Source organism: Pseudoalteromonas phenolica (assembly GCF_005876835.1).
Taxonomy (GTDB): Bacteria; Pseudomonadota; Gammaproteobacteria; order Enterobacterales; family Alteromonadaceae; genus Pseudoalteromonas; species Pseudoalteromonas phenolica_B.
In genome coordinates this window covers 159,951-177,565 of sequence record NZ_PPSW01000014.1, presented here as the reverse complement: position 1 = coordinate 177,565, position 17,615 = coordinate 159,951, and the positions used below count along the sequence as shown (strand labels likewise).

General features: G+C 41.8%; 17 protein-coding genes and 1 pseudogene. 15 read left to right on the top strand and 3 right to left on the bottom strand.

Annotated elements, in window-relative coordinates; genetic code table 11:
* Positions 1 to 6: 6 nt before the first annotated feature.
* The gene (locus tag C1E24_RS10255) at positions 7 to 1,173 is read left to right on the top strand and encodes a DUF1624 domain-containing protein (RefSeq protein WP_138481126.1); all 1,167 of its coding nucleotides are present in this window, start codon (positions 7 to 9) and stop codon (positions 1,171 to 1,173) included.
* 54 nt (positions 1,174 to 1,227) lie between these two features.
* Here C1E24_RS10255 and C1E24_RS10250 read toward each other — a convergent pair whose 3' ends face one another.
* Positions 1,228 to 2,103, bottom strand: a complete 876-nt coding sequence (locus C1E24_RS10250) for a LysR family transcriptional regulator (RefSeq protein ID WP_138481124.1) — start codon at positions 2,101 to 2,103, stop codon at positions 1,228 to 1,230.
* A 146-nt stretch (positions 2,104 to 2,249) separates the two neighbouring features.
* Between C1E24_RS10250 and C1E24_RS10245 the strand changes: the two genes are divergently transcribed.
* The gene (locus C1E24_RS10245) at positions 2,250 to 3,293 is read left to right on the top strand and encodes a LacI family DNA-binding transcriptional regulator (RefSeq protein WP_138481122.1); all 1,044 of its coding nucleotides are present in this window, start codon (positions 2,250 to 2,252) and stop codon (positions 3,291 to 3,293) included.
* A gap of 92 nt (positions 3,294 to 3,385) precedes the next feature.
* Here the strand turns inward: C1E24_RS10245 and gtfA are convergent, their stop codons facing one another.
* Positions 3,386 to 4,855, bottom strand: coding sequence for a sucrose phosphorylase (gtfA, locus tag C1E24_RS10240; RefSeq protein ID WP_138481121.1), 1,470 nt, complete (start codon positions 4,853 to 4,855; stop codon positions 3,386 to 3,388).
* A 201-nt stretch (positions 4,856 to 5,056) separates the two neighbouring features.
* Between gtfA and C1E24_RS10235 the strand changes: the two genes are divergently transcribed.
* From C1E24_RS10235 to C1E24_RS10185, 11 genes are all read left to right on the top strand, one after another.
* Complete coding sequence (locus tag C1E24_RS10235; RefSeq protein WP_138481119.1) at positions 5,057 to 6,253, top strand: MFS transporter; 1,197 nt, start codon at positions 5,057 to 5,059, stop codon at positions 6,251 to 6,253.
* A gap of 232 nt (positions 6,254 to 6,485) precedes the next feature.
* The gene (locus C1E24_RS10230; protein WP_138481117.1) at positions 6,486 to 8,882 is read left to right on the top strand and encodes a TonB-dependent receptor domain-containing protein; all 2,397 of its coding nucleotides are present in this window, start codon (positions 6,486 to 6,488) and stop codon (positions 8,880 to 8,882) included.
* Between the two features lie 24 nt (positions 8,883 to 8,906).
* On the top strand, positions 8,907 to 9,857 hold the full coding sequence (locus C1E24_RS10225; protein ID WP_240721984.1) for a carbohydrate kinase family protein: 951 nt from the start codon (positions 8,907 to 8,909) through the stop codon (positions 9,855 to 9,857).
* A 297-nt stretch (positions 9,858 to 10,154) separates the two neighbouring features.
* The gene (locus C1E24_RS10220; RefSeq protein ID WP_138481115.1) at positions 10,155 to 10,829 is read left to right on the top strand and encodes a type 1 glutamine amidotransferase domain-containing protein; all 675 of its coding nucleotides are present in this window, start codon (positions 10,155 to 10,157) and stop codon (positions 10,827 to 10,829) included.
* A 35-nt stretch (positions 10,830 to 10,864) separates the two neighbouring features.
* Entirely contained in the window at positions 10,865 to 11,473 is a 609-nt protein-coding gene (locus tag C1E24_RS10215) for a glutathione S-transferase family protein (protein WP_138481113.1), read from the top strand.
* A 100-nt stretch (positions 11,474 to 11,573) separates the two neighbouring features.
* A complete protein-coding gene (locus tag C1E24_RS10210; RefSeq protein WP_138481111.1) occupies positions 11,574 to 11,867 on the top strand; it encodes a DUF6968 family protein in 294 nt (97 codons plus the stop codon).
* A 30-nt stretch (positions 11,868 to 11,897) separates the two neighbouring features.
* Positions 11,898 to 12,605, top strand: a complete 708-nt coding sequence (locus C1E24_RS10205; protein ID WP_138481109.1) for a helix-turn-helix domain-containing protein — start codon at positions 11,898 to 11,900, stop codon at positions 12,603 to 12,605.
* Positions 12,606 to 12,726: 121 nt separating this feature from the next.
* Complete coding sequence (locus tag C1E24_RS10200; protein WP_138481108.1) at positions 12,727 to 13,656, top strand: DMT family transporter; 930 nt, start codon at positions 12,727 to 12,729, stop codon at positions 13,654 to 13,656.
* Between the two features lie 111 nt (positions 13,657 to 13,767).
* Positions 13,768 to 14,172, top strand: coding sequence for a hypothetical protein (locus C1E24_RS10195; protein WP_138481106.1), 405 nt, complete (start codon positions 13,768 to 13,770; stop codon positions 14,170 to 14,172).
* The gene (locus tag C1E24_RS10190; protein ID WP_138481104.1) at positions 14,173 to 14,667 is read left to right on the top strand and encodes a nuclear transport factor 2 family protein; all 495 of its coding nucleotides are present in this window, start codon (positions 14,173 to 14,175) and stop codon (positions 14,665 to 14,667) included. It abuts the gene before it with no gap.
* A 90-nt stretch (positions 14,668 to 14,757) separates the two neighbouring features.
* Positions 14,758 to 14,949, top strand: a complete 192-nt coding sequence (locus C1E24_RS10185) for a hypothetical protein (RefSeq protein WP_138481103.1) — start codon at positions 14,758 to 14,760, stop codon at positions 14,947 to 14,949.
* A gap of 81 nt (positions 14,950 to 15,030) precedes the next feature.
* Here the strand turns inward: C1E24_RS10185 and C1E24_RS10180 are convergent, their stop codons facing one another.
* Positions 15,031 to 15,669, bottom strand: a complete 639-nt coding sequence (locus C1E24_RS10180; protein WP_138481101.1) for an NAD(P)-dependent oxidoreductase — start codon at positions 15,667 to 15,669, stop codon at positions 15,031 to 15,033.
* Positions 15,670 to 15,797: 128 nt separating this feature from the next.
* On the opposite strand from C1E24_RS10180, the gene C1E24_RS10175 reads away from it, so the two are divergent.
* Both C1E24_RS10175 and C1E24_RS10170 read left to right on the top strand, forming a co-directional pair.
* Positions 15,798 to 16,691 (top strand): LysR family transcriptional regulator, encoded by an 894-nt coding sequence (locus tag C1E24_RS10175; protein ID WP_138481099.1) that lies wholly within the window; start codon positions 15,798 to 15,800, stop codon positions 16,689 to 16,691.
* Between the two features lie 105 nt (positions 16,692 to 16,796).
* Positions 16,797 to 17,612, top strand: a pseudogene (locus tag C1E24_RS10170) (DUF4437 domain-containing protein).
* The last annotated feature ends 3 nt before the right edge of the window (positions 17,613 to 17,615 follow it).

The following is a 17,615-nucleotide window of genomic DNA, read 5'->3' as shown; positions in this document are numbered from 1 at the left end:
AGTGTAATGAATCATCTTCAAAACAGTAAAACGCGCTTGCCGTCCATCGATATACTTCGTGGCATCGTGATGTTATTCATGTTGGTTGATCATGTCAGAGAGCGTTTTTTCTTACATGCTCAAGTGCTTGATCCAATGGACATTCAAACGACGAGTCCTGATCTTTATTTTACCCGTTTAAGTGCTCACTTTTGTGCGCCAATTTTTGTGTTTTTGACCGGTCTATCAGCGTGGTTATATGAAAACCCCGCAAACGGTGCAAAGCGTTCAGCTCAATCATTTTTGCTAAAACGTGGCTTATTTTTAATTCTGCTTGAAATGACATTAGTCAATTTCTCTTGGTTTGGCGCTTATCAAACATTGTACTTGCAAGTCATCTGGGCCATAGGGGTGAGCATGGTGGCTTTAGCCATTGTGGTCGCTTTACCTCGAAGCATTATCGCCATATTAGGTATCAGCATAGTCGCAGGTCATAACTTATTATCGCCCATTGAATTTGCGCCAAATGAGTTGGGTTATTCGCTATGGACGATTTTGCATGACCGAGGATATTTAGTCACAGATGCTTTCATTAAGGTAAAAGCCTCTTACCCAGTTTTACCTTGGATCGGTGTTATTTTGTGTGGCTATGCGGTGGGGCCTTTATTTTCAAGCTCGATACCTTCGAAAAAGCGTAAAACGATTTTGATGCAAAGTGGCGCCGCGCTTTTATTAGGGTTATTAATGTTAAGAGGGCTAAACATTTACGGCGAAACCCTTGGTTGGTCTCAACAGGCAATCGCGCTTTTGACGGTGATGGACTTCTTTAATTTCACCAAGTATCCACCGTCTCTTGATTTTATTCTACTAACATTGGGAGTTGGCGCCTTTGTGTTAGCCGTGTTAGAAACGAGCGTATTCAAGGTGTTAGAGCCAGTAAGAATATTGGGTTCTGCCCCTATGTTTTTCTATATCACGCATTTATACGCACTGCTTGTTACTAGCATAGTGGCACAGTGGCTATTTGGCACAAATATGCATTATGGCAGTGATCAGACTGCATATTTTGGCTTTTATCACGTCTGGCAAGTGTGGCTTTTTGCGATCTGTTTAAGTGTAATTTTATACCCACTCTGCAAATGGTTTGCGAGTTATAAGCGCAAAACATCAGCGCGCTGGGTTAAGTATTTTTAGTAGTTCAATTTATTCAGGGCAATTGAATAATTGCCCTCATTTCTACAAAGTCATTTACCATTTTGCAAACCGCTCTAATAAAAAGTCTATGGCTAGGCGTGCCCTGAGCGGCATAAATTGCTTGTTTTGATAGACAATCCAACTGGTTGCGCCTTTAATGCAATATGAGTCTAAAAGCGGTACCAGCTTTTGCTGTTCGATTGATTCTGTGAAGGTGCTTTCGGGCATATAGGCGATACCTAGACCTTGTTCGCAGGCCTCAAGTACCACATTGGCGTTATTGCTACGCCAGTTACCAGTGACTTTCACACTTTGTTTAGTACCGTCGATATTAAACGCCCAGTGGTCGTTATTGGCGATAATACAGCGATGGCTTTTTAATTGGTTGGGGTGGTTTGGTGTACCATAGGTTTTGAGGTACTCAGGGCTGGCAACCACCATCATAGAGCGGCTAATTAACTTACGAGCGATGAGGTTTGAATCATTCAATTCGCCATAGCGAATAGCAAAGTCGATACCATCTTCAACAAAATTAACCAGTCGAGAATTAAAGTCTATTTCAATATTGAGCTCGGGGTGCTGTTTGGCAAATTCCATAAGAGCAGGGGCGATGTAACTTTCGGCAAAGCCACCTGCAGCACTGACTCTAAGTGTGCCAGATAACTGATATTGCTGCTGGCTTAATTGTTCGTTGGCTTGTTGTAAGCCAGTGACGAGTTGCTTGCACTGTTGGTAGTAAAACTCGCCATTTTCAGTCAGGCTAATTTGGCGAGTGGTACGTGCTAATAAGCGCGAGCCTAAGCGTTCTTCTAAGCGAGAAATCTGTCGGCTGACATGGCTGGTGGAGCAGTTTAACTTTTTTGCAGCCGCCGAAAAGCCACCGCTTTCGGCAACAGCCACAAACTCAAAAATGCCTTCAAAACTGTCCATCACTACTTTGCCTATGTGGTAAATATTTACAGGTGTTATTTAACAATCACTTACCCTAAATAGCAAAGAAGATTGGCTGTCTTTTAATAGTTAAATTTATTACTATCTTCACTTACAAGTATTATTTGCTCAGGGTTTCAACGTTAATGACCGACAGAAAATGGACGCTAAAGAGTATCGCTGCCCACTTAGGGGTATCGAATGCCACTGTTTCAAATGCTTTTAATCGACCAGATCAGCTGTCGAAAGCCAAGCGTGAAGAAATCCTCGCTGCGTGCCATGAACTCGGTTACTTTGGGCCAAATAAAGCGGCACGTTCGTTGCGAAAAGGCACGTTCAACATTGTCGCGCTTGTGCTACCTGACAGCGTTGAATACATGGTGTCAGATCCGGTGGCGAGCAGCTTTATGCGCGGTGTTGCCAAAGTGCTTGAGCCTCAAGGCATTAATTTACTACTTTTCTCGGGTAATGCTGAAAGCGTCAATGACATTGTCGATTTTGTTGATGGCTTTATTTGCTATGGTCGCCCTCGTAATACCAAATTAATTACCCACCTTGAAGCGCTCAGCAAGCATGTAGTGACAGTCGACTTTGAGTTAGACAACAAAGCCAGTGTGAATATCAATAATCATGAGGCCGCTTACACTGTCGCGAAACAAGCATTTACAGGTTCTGAAACGACAAGTGATAACATTGAGGCAGCTATTTTAGGCTTACGCTTACTTGATACTGAGCTTATCTGTCGTGTGTATGACCATCATTTGCCTGAACTTAATACTTCGATTGCACATCAACGTCTGGCTGGATTTCGCCAGGCTATCAATGAGTTGGGTGTCGTTATTGCTGATGATAAAACTTGGAATATACCTGAGAGTAGCGAACGTTATGCGCGCATTGCTGCCAAAGAAGCATTAAATACATCGCCTCGACCCAATGTGTTGTTATGTATGAGTGATTTAATTGCACTCGCCGCAGCGAGAGAAGCCCAAGCACAGGGCATTAAGATCCCCGAAGAGCTAAAAATAGTAGGCTTTGACGGTATTGATGAAGCAGAGCTTTTTCAACCTGCCATTACCACCATTCATCAAAACAGTGAGAATAAAGGGCAACAAGCTGCTGAGCTGTTTATAAATAAAGAAAAGCAGCAAGTTATGCTGCCTTTCAATCTTAAGTTAGGTCAGTCGACCTAACATTTTTAGCGTAATTTCACAGATACCAAGTAGTCTGAGCTTCGATTATGAGATAAGTATCCTGAGTTCAGGTTACTTATCCAGAGCTCAGGTTACTTAAGTAAATCCGCGATATTAAAACGCTTAGTGCCTTTTTCATCAGCAAAGGTCATTTCAATTAAGTGTGTTTCAAAATCAACCTTCAAACATGCTATGTGTTGCTGATTTTCCCACTCCATGATCAATAAACTATCAGCGCCTTGCAAAGAGAATGCACCATTAAAAGCTTGGCTTTCATTACGCAATTTAATGAGTTTTGACAGTGCTTTCACTACAGGTTTTTGTAATTGAATATCGACCTTTTCTGGCGTTAAGTAGCTGCGGTTAATATCGCGGCCAACATTGGTATTATCAAGTAATGCCATGTCATTATGCAGTGCAAGTAAACCACCGTAATAAACCTGCGGTACACCCGGTGAGAAGAACTGAATAGCTCTTGCTGTTAGGTAGTCTAAGTCATTGCGGGCGAGGGCATCATAATAGGTGCAGTTTACTTGGTATAAGTCGACGTTACTGGCTGCTGCGCCGGTCGCTTGACGACTTTGTGAATTGCTATTTTCATGGATCTGTTCAACTAAGTTGTCGACTTGTGCTGCATTGAGCAAACCCGGTTTTTCACCTTCAGGACCTGCATCAACAATGCCAATACCATCGTGGGTGTCGAGCACAGTCAAGCAGTTACGTGGGGCAATGGTCAACCAAGACACCAAGGCATCCACATTTTGCGTAAACAAAGTGTGTAAGATGAGTGGTGGCAGCGCAAAGTCGTAGACTCGGTCAACTTTTTCTGCAACCGCAATTTGGGTCTGATAATGGCTGTGAATTTCGGCAATGGTTTCCATGCCCATCTCATTGGCTTGTTTTGAGAGTTGTTTAATAAAAGCAAAGGCTTCATCGGTCATAAAACAACTGGTGCCTGCACGCTTAATGGCAAAACCTGCTGCATCTAAACGAATGATCTTCACGCCATTGTTGGCAAATAAGTCGAGTACTTTATGTAAGTAATTTTTACCCGCTTCGGTTTCAACATTTATATCAATTTGGTTATCGGTAAAGGTCGTCCAGAAATTAACAACTTCGCCTGAAGCCAATGTTTTTGGTGTAAAACAGCTGGTGGGTCGAGGTCTAAAAATAGCGGCGGCTTCTTCGTCTGTGATGCCATTTGGAAACACATCTTGCTCTTTTAAAAACATATTCCAATACTTAGATGCCGTGCCATTTTCAAGCACATCCAAAAACTCTGGAGATTGACCAGATGCGTGGTTGACGATGAGATCAGCCATTATTTCATAGTCTTCGCCTAGCGCTTTTAAGTCTGGCCAGCTACCTAAGCGACTATCAATTTGTGCATGGTCAATTGGGTCAAAACCCGCATCGCTACCATCGATAGGGTAGTAAAAAGGCAAAATATGTACGCCAGAGAATAGACCTACCAGTGGCCCGTCAAGCATCTGCTTTAACACTGGTAGGCCACTCCCTGTAAGCCTGTCTGCATAGGTGATCAATTGCACTTGGTTTTTCATAGTCGCACTCAATATCTCAAAGTTGATTCTTAATCGATTAAGTTATATCTTTAATCAGCAATCAAAGATATTCAAGTACTATTTACAATAAAAATTGGCTGAAGCTGGCCTGATACAGGCTAGACTTATTTAAGATCAGTCAGTTATATCAACTGAATTAACCGCTTAATAAAGTTGGTATTAACCCTCGAGGTAACCATTATGACAACACAAAACTTATCGACGCTTCGCTGGTTGACCTACATGATGTTTTTCATGTTTGCGATGACCTCAGACGCGGTGGGCGTGATTATTCCAGAGCTGATCAGTGAATATAACCTAACCATGACACAAGCCAGTGCTTTTCATTATGCGCCCATGATTTGGATTGCTATTAGTGGCCTGTGCCTTGGTTTTTTAGCAGATAAAATAGGCCATAAGCCCACCATAATTATTGGCTTTTTATTATTCTCAGTGGCGTGTTTTGGTTTTGCTGTCGGCAATACATTTACGCTATTTGTCGGCCTGTTAAGTATGATTGGTCTGGCAATTGGTTTGTTTAAAACCGCGGCGCTGGCCTTACTTGGCGATTTGACGCCATCAAGTAAAGCGCATACTAAAACCATGAATACCGTAGAGGGATTCTTTGCTGTGGGGGCCATCGTTGGTCCGGCCATTGTTAGTTATATGTTGGTTGCTGGCGTTAGTTGGAAGTACCTATATTTACTGGCAGGCGCCATGTGTGTATTACTATGTTTGGCGACTTTTAAGGTGTCTTTCCCTGCTAAAACAGTGAAAAAAAGCAACGAGCAGGCGAGCTTTAAACAAACGCTTGCGATGTTGAAAGACAAGCATGCCCTTGGTTTTTCTGCCGCCATTGCGCTTTATGTGGCGACTGAAGTCGCGATCTATGTCTGGATGCCAACGTTACTGAAAACTTATCAAGGTGATTGGACGTTACTGGCGACTTATGCATTGACCATCTTTTTTGTGCTGCGTGCTGTGGGTCGATTTATGGCTGTATGGTTGTTGAATTTATTCTCGTGGCAGAGCGTGATGCTAGCACTCAGTAGCGCGATATTCTTATGTTATTTAGCAACTTACCTGTTTGGTGTAGATGCGGCTGTGTTTACATTGCCACTGAGTGGCTTATTTATGTCGATGATTTATCCGACCCTGAACTCAAAAGGGATCTCCTGTTTTGAAAAGCATCAACACGGCTCTGTCGCCGGGGTGATTTTATTCTTTACTGCGTTGTCAGCAGCGGTTGCGCCTTTATTGATGGGTATCGTGAGCGATCACTTTGGTCATATTGAATATGGCTTTGCATTGGCAACTGGCTTTGCTGCCTTATTGATGTTAGGCATGTTGTATAACTATTTTAAAGATCCAGCAAAAGCGCGTTTAGCTCACGCTTAATTTAAACCAAATCCCCTTGTCAAAGTGTTCAACTGCACCAAATCTGCCAATTTGGGTGCACCGAGTTGGACACTTTTTTGTTATCTATAACAATCACTTAATAAATTAAGCACAATAATCGAGCACTTTTTTATTGCAAATGATGACATTTTTGCTAACTTACTTAATCGATTAAGTAAGAAAATCCACATCCGTGGTGCCATACTTTAAATTGACAACAATGAGGCACATTATGAGAACACATAACCCCACTTGGTTTGCCCTAAGCGCTATCGCACTCGCGATCAGCACTCAAACACTGGCTGAAGAACAACAAGCAAATACAGCAAAGCCACAAAATGAATTAGAAAAGATAATAGTTACAGGTGTGCCTCAACGTCGCACCGTGATGGCATCTAGTGTGTCAGTGAGCAGCATCTCTGCAGAGCAGATCAATGTATCAACACCAAGAACAACCGCTGAAGCATTTAGAATATTACCGGGTGTGCGCTCTGAGTCGACAGGCGGTGAAGGTAATGCAAACATAGCCGTGCGTGGCCTACCAGTGGCATCGGGTGGGGCTAAGTTTTTACAGCTTCAAGAAGACGGGCTGCCAGTTTTACAGTTTGGTGATATTGCATTTGGTAATGCTGATATATTTTTACGCCTAGACAACACTGTACAATCTGTCGAGTCTATTCGTGGTGGCTCTGCGTCTACGGCAGCAAGCAATGCACCGGGCGGTATCATCAACTTTATTTCTAAAACAGGTGACAGCGAGTCAGGCAGTATCGCAACAACCTTTGGTTTAGATTATGACGAGTTCAGAACTGACTTCGAATTTGGTACTTACTTATCTGACAGTGTGCGCTTTCATATCGGTGGTTTTGTTCGCCAAGGTGAAGGGCCAAGAGACACAGGTTACACAGGCAACAAAGGCGGCCAGATCAAAGCTAATTTAACCAAAGAGTTTGATAACGGTTACGTGCGTTTGTATCTAAAACATTTAGACGACCGTAGCACCAGCTATTTACCAATGCCAATGCGATCAAATGGCGACTCGTTAGCCAACTTTGACGCTTTATCTGATACACCACACTCGGCTTATTTTATTAAAACACAAGGCTTAGGCGCAAATAATGAAATTCGCCAAGGCGATATGCGTGATGGTATGCATCCGCAAGTAGACAGTGTGGGCGTAGAAGCTAGTTTTGATCTCAGCAATGATTGGAAAATAGAAAATCGTTTTCGTGTTGCAAGTGTGAAAGGCTCTTTTAATTCTCCTTTCCCTGCCGAAGTTGGCAGTGCATCGACCATCGCTGCAAGTATTGCTGGAGAAGGTGCCACCTTACAATATGCAAATGGCCCACAAGCAGGTTCAGCCTTTAATGATGATACACTGATGCGTATTCACACTTTTGATGTTGAAATGCGTGATTTCGGTTCAATGGTTAATGACACTAAGTTAACTAAATCATTAAGCGATGATACGTCAGTCACTTTTGGTTTTTATGCATCCGAGCAAACCATTGCCATGTCTTGGCTTTGGAACTCTTACTTAATGGAGTTACAGGGCGATAATGCCGCGCTCGTTGATGTATTTGCTGCTGACGGTACTGCATATTCAGAAAACGGTTTGTACGCCTATGGCACGCCAGCATGGGGCAACTGTTGTCAACGTAACTACGACACAGACTATTCAACGCGAGCGCCTTATTTGGCGGTATCTTCTCAATTTGACGATATCACCCTAGATGCCAGTATGCGTTATGACTCGGGTGAGGCCAAAGGCACCTATGCGGGTGCCGTAGTGTCTCAACGAGACATTAATGGTGACGGCGTTATTTCAAAACCAGAAGAGCAAGTAGCGGGCATCGATATCGCAAACCCAAGTGCTGTGAACTATGACTGGAGCTACACCAGTTATTCAATCGGTGCGAATTATCAAATCAACCCAACACAAGCAGTTTTTGGCCGTGTCAGTGAAGGTGCACGTGCAAATGCTGATAGATTACTGTTTGGTAAAGTAAACGCCGATGGCAGCGTGGCCAAAGAAGATGCCATTGATGAAGTAACCCAATATGAGTTTGGTTTAAAGCAACGTTTTGAAAACGGCAGTTTATTTGCAACGGCGTTTTATGCTGAAACAGAAGAGCAAAACTTTGAAGCAACCAGCCAAAAGTTCTTTGATCGCCAATACGAAGCAAAAGGCATTGAGCTAGAAGGGGTTTACTTTGTGGGGTCATTCGACTTCAGAGGTAACATGACTTGGACGGATGCAGAAATTGCAAAAGATGCATTAACACCTGAAGTGGTTGGTAACACGCCACGCCGTCAAGCTGACTTTATCTACTCACTGATGGCGCGTTATAACATGGAGCAAGGCGCGGTTGGTTTAAGCTTTATCGGCACCACAGATGCGTACGCACAAGATAATAATGACTTAAAGTTCGATGGTTACACTCAGGTTAATGCATTTGCAAGCTATGACGTGACTGAAAACTTATCTGTCTCACTCAACATCAACAACCTGTTTGATACGGTGGGCATAACAGAAGCAGAAGAGGGCAGCGTACCAGCTAATGACATTATTCGCGCACGAAGCATTAATGGCCGTACGACGTCGTTCACATTGAACTATCAATTCTAAACCGCATATTGAGTTGGAGTTATTATGACTGAACAAACGACCATGCAACTAACTTGCTTTGGCGAAGCATTAATGGACCTGTTACCTCACGATGGCGAAGCTTTGCTTCCCATTGTGGGTGGAGCGCCCGCCAATGCCGCTGTGGGCTTTGCCAAATTAGGTGGTCACAGTGCGTTTTTAGGTGGGCTATCGAATGATGCATTCGGGCAGACCATTGCTAAGACATTGCAACATTATGGGGTAGACACGGCACATTGTCCGGTTATCAAAGCAGCAAACACCGCGCTGGCGGTTGTTCAGCTTGATGAGCACAAAGAGCGTCAATTTAGCTTTTATCGTCAACAAACGGCAGATATCAGCGTATCAATGGATGACTTTAATGAATTCAATTGGCCGCAATCAGGTATTTACCATTTTTGTTCGAATACCTTAACGGATTCGTCGATTACAGCAACGCATATGGCGCTATTAGAGCAGGCCAAAGCGCATGGGCAAATTATTAGTTTTGATGTCAATCTTAGATTAAATCTATGGCACGATTTAGCTGAGTTACCGGCTCGAGTTGAAGCCTGCTTTTCGTTGTGTGACATCTTAAAATTCAGCTTAGAAGAGCTTGAATACTTAAGCCAAGCGGCGTCGCTTTCAACTGAGCAATATATTAAGCGATTATGCGCGCTGGGTGTTCAGCTAATCTTGGTGTCAGATGGTAAAAATCCGGTGCAATTGATCACGCCACAACAGACGTACTCAATTGCAACACCGACCATTAACGCTGTTGATACCACTGGGGCAGGAGATAGTTTAATAAGTGGCTTTTTATTCGCTTTAGCTCAGCAGCAATTAGAGCAATCCCAATTGAATACAAATCTTGAGAAGCTGATTGATGCCGCTGAGTTTGCAGTCAAGTGTGGGGCCTATACCTGCACAAAGCTTGGCGCAATGCCGGCACTGCCAACTTACAGCGAAATAAATTAATCGCTTTCTTTGTCTATATTATTTTGATTGAAGGCCATTCGTTAAAGCGACTGGCCTTTTTTATTTTAGGCTTTTAAAAGAAATAAATAGAAAAGCGATCTTCAATTGGGCAGCGCCGTATTTTATAAGTTTGAACCAATTCATCGTATTGATTATTGCTAAATGGCAAAAGAGTTTCACTGATTTAGCTAATTATCATTCATTAGGGAACAATATACAGTATCCTTATCGTCTTTTTAGCAGCTTGTTGAAAGGCATCAAACAACTTTATGACAACACTGAGTTAAGGTAATCATTATGAAAAAAGTACTTATTCCAGTCACTAATCACGCAACACTAGGCACTACAGATCAAGTTAATGGTACCTATGCACCAGAGCTGACGCATGTTGTTGATGTATTAAATGCGAATAACATTGGGTTTGATATTGTCTCTATTCAAGGTGGTAAAGCACCACTGTATGGCACCGACATTGAGGGTGATGAGGTAAATAATAAGGTATTAGGTGACGCGTCATTCCAAACGCAGATCAACAATACCGTGCCTGTCTCTCAGGTCAACGTAGACGATTACGATGCTATTTTCTACCCAGGTGGCTTTGGCTTATTGTCAGACTTAGCAAGCAACGAAGATGTTGCGGCAATGGCAGCCAAGCATTATGAAGCGGGCGGGATCATTGCAGCAGTGTGTCACGGCCCAGCTGCATTATTGCCAATTACACTCAGCAATGGCGAATTGTTAATTGCTGACAAAGAAGTCACTGCATTCACCCGAGAAGAAGAAGTCGACTTTGGCACTATCAATGATATTCCTTTCTTATTAGAAGAAGCGTTAACGCGAAAAGTGGCTCAGTACAGCAAAGTGCAACCTTGGAATGAGTTTGTCATTCAAGACGACCGTTTAGTGACAGGTCAAAACCCTGCAAGTGCCCATGCGGTAGGTGAGTTTTTGGTGAAATTGTTAGCTGAGTAATTGGCTAGCAACATCTTTTAAATAAGGAATGATTTATGATTAAAGTACATCATCTTAATCAATCGCGTTCAACCCGCGTGTTATGGTTGCTAGAAGAATTAGGTATGCCATACGAAGTTGAGAAACACGAACGCGATGCAACCACGCGCTTAGCGCCAGCGAGTTTAGGTAAAGTGCATCCATTAAATAAAGCGCCGATAATTGAGCACAATGACATTGTGATCTGTGAGTCAGGTGCGATTATGGAATACATTCTTGACCAAGACACAGAGCAGCGTTTACGCCCAGAAAAAGGCAGCAAGGCCTACTATCAATATGTAGAGTGGTCGCACTTTGCTGAAGGCTCTTTGGGCTTGCCTGTGATCACAAGCTTACTGATGCAAATGGAAGAGCGCAGTGGCACAAACCCGATGGACGGGTATATTGCCAAAGAACTAAATCTAGACTTTTCATACATAGATTCGGTACTTGCTCAGCAAAGCTACTTTGCTGGCGATGAGTTCTCAGCGGCCGACATCATGATGACTATTACACTTGAAATCGCAGGTAGCCTAAACTTGCTACAAGGCCGTGAAAATATCGCTGGTTATCTTGCGAATATGCAAAGCCGCGAAGCGTATTTAAAAGCGCGTTCATTCGGTTAACTGCTTCGCAATGATTTGGAGCTTTAGATAAAAGTTGTCTGATAAGCTCCATTTAACGTAAGGTATTGTTATTAAAAATAAACAGCAAGTAACAGCTCTAGTGATCCTCTCTGAATATGTGGCCATTAATTTAAGTGGTGAACAAAATAATATGATTATTGAAGTTTACTCTCCTGAACCAGATCCATTACCCGGTGGTGATTTTCGTTGTAAGGTTCGCATTCAAGCTCTGAATATCGATGAGTTTGCATATGGTGTCGATGCGCTACAAGCTTATTGCTTGAGTGTTAAATTACTTAAAATACGATTAGACGAAAAGCAGCAAGAAGGTTGGCAGTTTTACTTTCCGGGTCACCTTGACCATGCTATCGACTTTAATGATGGTTACTTTTAGGTTTGAGTCACTAAATGTTTATATAAGATTATGAAAGATCTCTTATCAATTCGCTCTTATAGCACTCGCCCGAAAGAGCATGCGCATAGCTATAACCAACTAGTATTGCCACTGCAGGGCATGATAAATATTCGAGTTGGGACGTTTAATGGCAAAGTGTCACCCAGAGAGTGTGTTATTGTGCGCTCAAATGAAATGCACCTCTTTACCGCAGAGAAAGAAGCGCGATTCATTGTCGCCGACCTGAAAAAACTACCAGATCTTATCGAAGATAGTCCCCATATCGTATTCGAAATCAGCAAACCGCTCTCACAATATTTGCTATTTATTGAAAGCCAGTTAGAGAATGAGTTTAGTCCTGCAATAGAGCAAGCGATGTTAAACACTTTTAAGCTTCTGCTTTGTGAGCAACGTTTAACGCCTAAATTAGATATCAGGATAAATAATGCCTTGCTCTACATAGAACAAAATATATCTGAGCCAATCATAATCTCAGACTTAGCTAAGGTCGCTTGCCTGAGTCCAACCCAATTCAAAAAGAACTTTAAAAAGCAGCTAGGTATCACTGTACTGGAGTACATAACCAGTTTAAGAATGAAGAAAGCCCAAGCACTACTGACGCACACCGATTACCCACTGCAAATAATCGCTGAACAAGTTGGTTACACTAGTTTGTCTGCTTTTAGTCGCAAGTTTTCTCAATACTTTGGTTTATCACCAACCAAGTTTAAGCAGTAAACCACCTAGGCTCGGGAGAAATAGCGTCTTTGTAGTGAGCTAAAGCGTCCTAATTGTCAAAACATCTAGCCTTTTAAAGTTTATCTTCTTATCTATCAATGTTTTTGAAATAGACAAAGAAATGAATGACACTCAATACTTTAAAGGGGTAGCTGCTATCGTTTTTGCCAGCTTAGTTTGGGGCACAACTGGAACAGCTGCGAGTTTATCTGCAAATATCAGTGCATTTTCCATAGGTGCTTTTTCAATGGGTGGTGCAGGCTTACTGTTTATCCTTGCTAACTTAAGAAAGCTTCTCTTTTATCGCAAAAAGTTTATCGAAAACTCGAAGCTTGTGCTTTTCGGCGGGCTGTCTGTTGCCATATACCCATTAGCATTTTATTCCTCGATGTCCTTCTCTGGAGTTGCGGTGGGAACGATTGTTTCTATCGCCAGTGCGCCGTTGTTTACTGTTATACTTGAGCGTCTTTCTGGTCAAGCAAGAGTATCGTTGCGCTGGTGGTTAAGTTTTGTTTTAGGTGTAGCTGGAGTGTCACTTTTAGTAATTGGAAAACAACACGGTGACAGTAGCGCACTAATAAGCTCAAATGACCAATTTGGTGTGATATTAGGGTGCATCGCAGGTTTGACTTATGCCTGTTATACCTGGGCAATCAAAAGGCTAATTGGGGTGGGCATCGAGTCACAGACTGCCATGTCTGGGCTATTTGGATTTGCATCATTCATATTAATCCCTGCAACCTTAGTTTGGGGTGACAACCTATTCGCAACTGTAACCAATTCGATGGTGTCTCTTTATATGGTAATTGTACCTATGTTCTGTGGATATTTATTATTCTCTTATGGGCTAAAAAACGTCAATGCCAGTGATGCAACATTAATCACCTTATTTGAACCACTAATCGCCACACTGTTAGCAATTGGTTTTTTGGGAGAGCGCTTTAGTATCGTTGGAATAATAGGTGCGGTTTTATTATTAATAAGCTTACTTACAAATTCGATAAAACAAGGAAAAAGTTTGGCTTACCAAGCAAAAAAGCAGTTCAACTAAGGTACGAGTTTACATAAGCGTATGGGCATGCAAATATGGGTACAAACGTAATGAGGGCAATCTGCACTTCTCATTGAATCAATTTGTTTGACGAAAATTTCAAGGAAGAATATGATGAATTTCAGAATGATAAGTATCTTTACCACTTCAATCGCATGCTCTTTGTTTGTTGCATTTTTACTTTATCCTGAATTCCCCTTTAGTTTATTTGGTATTGAACAAAGCAGCTCGGCACTTTTTGTTGGTCGAAGAATGGCAATGCTGTTTTTGGGATTAGCAATATTGTTATGGGTGGGTAGAAATGCTGAGCATTCCGAATCACGACAAGCAATATGCTTGAGCGTTGCCGTTTCGATGTGTGCACTTGCTGGGTTGGGCGTTTTTGAGTTTCAACAAGGTCTAGCTGGGCCGGGCATTTTGTTGGCGGTGATGACTGAATTGGCTATCGCCTTTTTATATCTAAAGGTATGGCTTAGCCATAAACAAGTAACAGTTGATTTAATAAAAGGAACTTAAATGACAGTCTTAAAACTAATTTTTACTCTATTTGTATGTACTTTTGTTTCGAACATTTTTGTTTTTAGTGCATTTGCAACTGAAGTGACTCGAACGGAGCAAGAGCAAAAAAATTTAGATAAAGCTCTATATTGCATGGAGATACTTGAGAGTCGAAATGATCTTAAGCCCGTCAAACGCCTTGAGATTTTGAAAGCAGATTGTATTGTTGAAAACTATATTCAACACTCGCCCCATGTGCCAGATGGCCGAGAAGCATTATTAGCTATTTTTGCTAAGCGATATAGAAAATTTCCGCAGTTATCAATGTCAATAAAGCGTGCCGCATCAGAGGGCGATTTAGTTTGGTTGCATCTTCATGTAAAACGCACGCCTGATTCGCTTGGATCAGCAGTTATGCATGTGTTTCGCATGGAAAATGGCAAATTTGCAGAGCATTGGGGAGTGAGCCAACGCGTACCAGAAACTTCTAAAAATAATAATACGATGTTCTAGCTTCAATTATGATTTGTTATTAATTTAAAACTACGGCTAAATGGGGTACGTGCTTAAATATTAGTTTGATAAAAATAATAAGGAAACGGTATGTGGGAGCTGGTGTCATTTATGTTAGGTCTTGCGGTCTTCATGTTCATTATTAATTATATGTTCGAACCGCAGAAGATAATTGAAGACTTGAAGTCGATGAAAGGCTCAAATACAAAAATTGAAGCGCTTGAAAAAAGAGTCGAAGAGTTGGAGCGTACGGTTCAAGCCTTAAAACAAAAAGAGTTATAATAGTAAGCATCAAGCGGAGTAAAGCTAGCAAGCTTGAGTATTTGAAGCCTTGATGTTCAATGAGCATCAAGGCTTTGTTTCTTAGTAAGCCACACCCATTCTTGTGTTGATATGTGCTGCTTTTTCAATTTCATCTACGAATGCGACCGCATAGTCGGCGACTGAAATACGACTATTACCTTGCTCATCGGTAATAAGTTGCTCCGCACCAGTACGATATTGATTTAACTTATCACCCGGGAAAATCTCAGCTGCAGGACTAATAAACGTCCAGTTTAATGGGCTACTAGAGTGTTTAAACACGTCAAGTGCTTCACCTTGCGCAATGGCTTCATCTTTATATTCAGCAGGAAATTCAGGGGTATCGATTAGCTTTAAGTTTGGTGCCACTTCTAGCGAGCCTGCACCACCGACCCATAGCAAACGCTCAATGTTAGTGTTTGGTAATTCATTGAGTAAACGCTCAGCGGTACTTTTTACAATCTCGTGATTGCCCAAAGCTCGACCGCCAATGGCCGTAACAAACACAGTTTCATCACTGATTAAAGCGCGTAAATCGTCTGATGTGTTATTTAAGTCGAATGATTTTGCGGTGACGTTAGGTACGTCGTATTTATCATGTGCTCGAACTAGCGCTGTGATCTCGTGACCTCTTGATTTTGCTTCTGCCACGATATGAGAGCCTATCCAACCTGATGCACCTAATACGATTAGTTTCATAATATTTTCCTCTTGGGTAAGTGTTTTGAGTTGTGTCTAGATTAGAAGAAAACTAAGATGAAATAATCGAGCAAAATTGAAATAGATTGTTTCTTATTTACAATCTAATAATGGGCTGAATTTTTAATATGGATCGTATTACTGCCATTAAAAGCTTTGTTGAAGTGGCGCATTTATCTAGCTTTACTAAAGCTGCTGAACGTCTTAGTTTAAGTCGTCTTCAAGTGACACGTCATGTGCAAGAGTTAGAGCAATGGCTAGAACAAAGGTTATTACATCGTACCACCAGAAAGGTGAGCTTGACGCAGCATGGAGAACAAGCTCTGCAGAGATTTGAGCGAATTTTAGATGAAACCAGTGCTTTGATCGCTGAGAGCACCGAAGGCAGGCAAACATTATCGGGTATGGTTCGCATTTCGAGCCCTATCGGTTTTGCCCAAAACATGTTGGTCAATGCAGTCAGTCTTTTCATAGCGCAGCATCCAAACGTTAAAATTGATATTCATGCTAGCGATAGTTTTTCTAATTTAGTTGAACAGCGCATAGATATAGCACTCAGATATACCAATACACCCGATGAAAATTTAATTGCCAGACGACTGATGGTGATAGGCGCGTGTGTTTGTGCATCTCCAGAGTATTTAGACAAGCATAGAGCCCCCGAAAAACCTGAAGCGCTTTCAGACCACCCCTGTTTAGTACATTTGTCACATGATAAATGGCGATTTATAAAAGCAGAGCAAAGTGTTGAGGTGAAAGTCAGCGGGCAATTAATTTGCAATGATGTACCTACACTTGTGCAAGCCGCAATGAATGGCACGGGCATCGCGTGGTTACCTTATGATATTGCACGCAGCTACATCACTGAGAAAAAGCTCGTGCCTATTTTGCAAGATTATAAAATTGAGAATAATCAACTTTGGGCGGTGTACTTATCAAGAAGCTACCAATCGCCAGTTGTGCGTGCTTTTATCGATTTTGTCGCTGAGCTTTGGCAAGAAGACATAGTGCCATTCAATTAATTATCAAAAAAATATTGAAACTGTTTTCGTAATTACAGGGCTAAAACAGTTTAAAACGAACCTTTAAAATCGTGTTTTATCGACAATCGATGAGTCACAATATTTATGCGTCATGTAGTAAAAACCCTTGTTATAGTCACATTCTTTCTCACTTTTATATCAACAAACGCTTTCACTGCAGAGCTCAAAGTAATTAAAGCGCAATCAGTAGAATGGGGCTATCTGAACCCACTTCGAGGAGCCAAGAGCCCGGGGGCTGCTGAACTGTGGGCAGATAGAACAAAAACTAACGCGACAGGCATGCTTGTTCGATTTAAAAAAGGCTTTTCGTCACCTCCGCATATCCACAATATCTCTTAACGTGGCATCGTGATCAAAGGGTTAATACATAATGCAGATTCAAATGCCGAACATTTATGGATGCCTTCAACTTCATATTGGACGCAACCTGCGGGTGGCAATCACATTACCGCAGCGAACGGTGATGAAAATCTCATTTATTTAGAAATAGATAGTGGTCCTTATTTGGTTAAACCAAGTGAAAAACAGTTCGATAATCAGGAATATCCACTCAATTTACATGCTGATAATTTGGTGTGGCAAAGTGCAGATGAACTGACAGCGTTGAAAACAAGGCAAGCTATGCTTTTAGCATCTTTATGGCAGTCAAATGATGGCAAAACAAAAGGGCAGCTATTAAAGTTACCCGCTGATTTCAGCGGTAATGTGCATGTTATGTCAAAAGAATTTAAAGCTGTGATCATTCAAGGTGCTGTAACCCTTGCTAGTCCAAAGCACAATGACTTACTAGAAGCAGGGAGCTATATAGAGTTAAACGGTGTTGGTAAATTTAACCTTTCTTCGTCACAACCTGCAATTTTATATATACGTTCAAATGGTGAGTTTGACGTAAGGGATTAACCG

Excerpts from the sequence above, each read along its gene's own strand:
- C1E24_RS10255 (WP_138481126.1), top strand. The coding sequence starts at position 7 with ATGAATCATCTTCAAAACAGTAAAACGCGCTTGCCGTCCATCGATATA.
- C1E24_RS10250 (WP_138481124.1), bottom strand. The coding sequence starts at position 2,103 with ATGGACAGTTTTGAAGGCATTTTTGAGTTTGTGGCTGTTGCCGAAAGC.
- C1E24_RS10245 (WP_138481122.1), top strand. The coding sequence starts at position 2,250 with ATGACCGACAGAAAATGGACGCTAAAGAGTATCGCTGCCCACTTAGGG.
- gtfA (WP_138481121.1), bottom strand. The coding sequence starts at position 4,855 with ATGAAAAACCAAGTGCAATTGATCACCTATGCAGACAGGCTTACAGGG.
- C1E24_RS10235 (WP_138481119.1), top strand. The coding sequence starts at position 5,057 with ATGACAACACAAAACTTATCGACGCTTCGCTGGTTGACCTACATGATG.
- C1E24_RS10230 (WP_138481117.1), top strand. The coding sequence starts at position 6,486 with ATGAGAACACATAACCCCACTTGGTTTGCCCTAAGCGCTATCGCACTC.
- C1E24_RS10225 (WP_240721984.1), top strand. The coding sequence starts at position 8,907 with ATGACTGAACAAACGACCATGCAACTAACTTGCTTTGGCGAAGCATTA.
- C1E24_RS10220 (WP_138481115.1), top strand. The coding sequence starts at position 10,155 with ATGAAAAAAGTACTTATTCCAGTCACTAATCACGCAACACTAGGCACT.
- C1E24_RS10215 (WP_138481113.1), top strand. The coding sequence starts at position 10,865 with ATGATTAAAGTACATCATCTTAATCAATCGCGTTCAACCCGCGTGTTA.
- C1E24_RS10205 (WP_138481109.1), top strand. The coding sequence starts at position 11,898 with ATGAAAGATCTCTTATCAATTCGCTCTTATAGCACTCGCCCGAAAGAG.
- C1E24_RS10200 (WP_138481108.1), top strand. The coding sequence starts at position 12,727 with ATGAATGACACTCAATACTTTAAAGGGGTAGCTGCTATCGTTTTTGCC.
- C1E24_RS10195 (WP_138481106.1), top strand. The coding sequence starts at position 13,768 with ATGATGAATTTCAGAATGATAAGTATCTTTACCACTTCAATCGCATGC.
- C1E24_RS10190 (WP_138481104.1), top strand. The coding sequence starts at position 14,173 with ATGACAGTCTTAAAACTAATTTTTACTCTATTTGTATGTACTTTTGTT.
- C1E24_RS10185 (WP_138481103.1), top strand. The coding sequence starts at position 14,758 with ATGTGGGAGCTGGTGTCATTTATGTTAGGTCTTGCGGTCTTCATGTTC.
- C1E24_RS10180 (WP_138481101.1), bottom strand. The coding sequence starts at position 15,669 with ATGAAACTAATCGTATTAGGTGCATCAGGTTGGATAGGCTCTCATATC.
- C1E24_RS10175 (WP_138481099.1), top strand. The coding sequence starts at position 15,798 with ATGGATCGTATTACTGCCATTAAAAGCTTTGTTGAAGTGGCGCATTTA.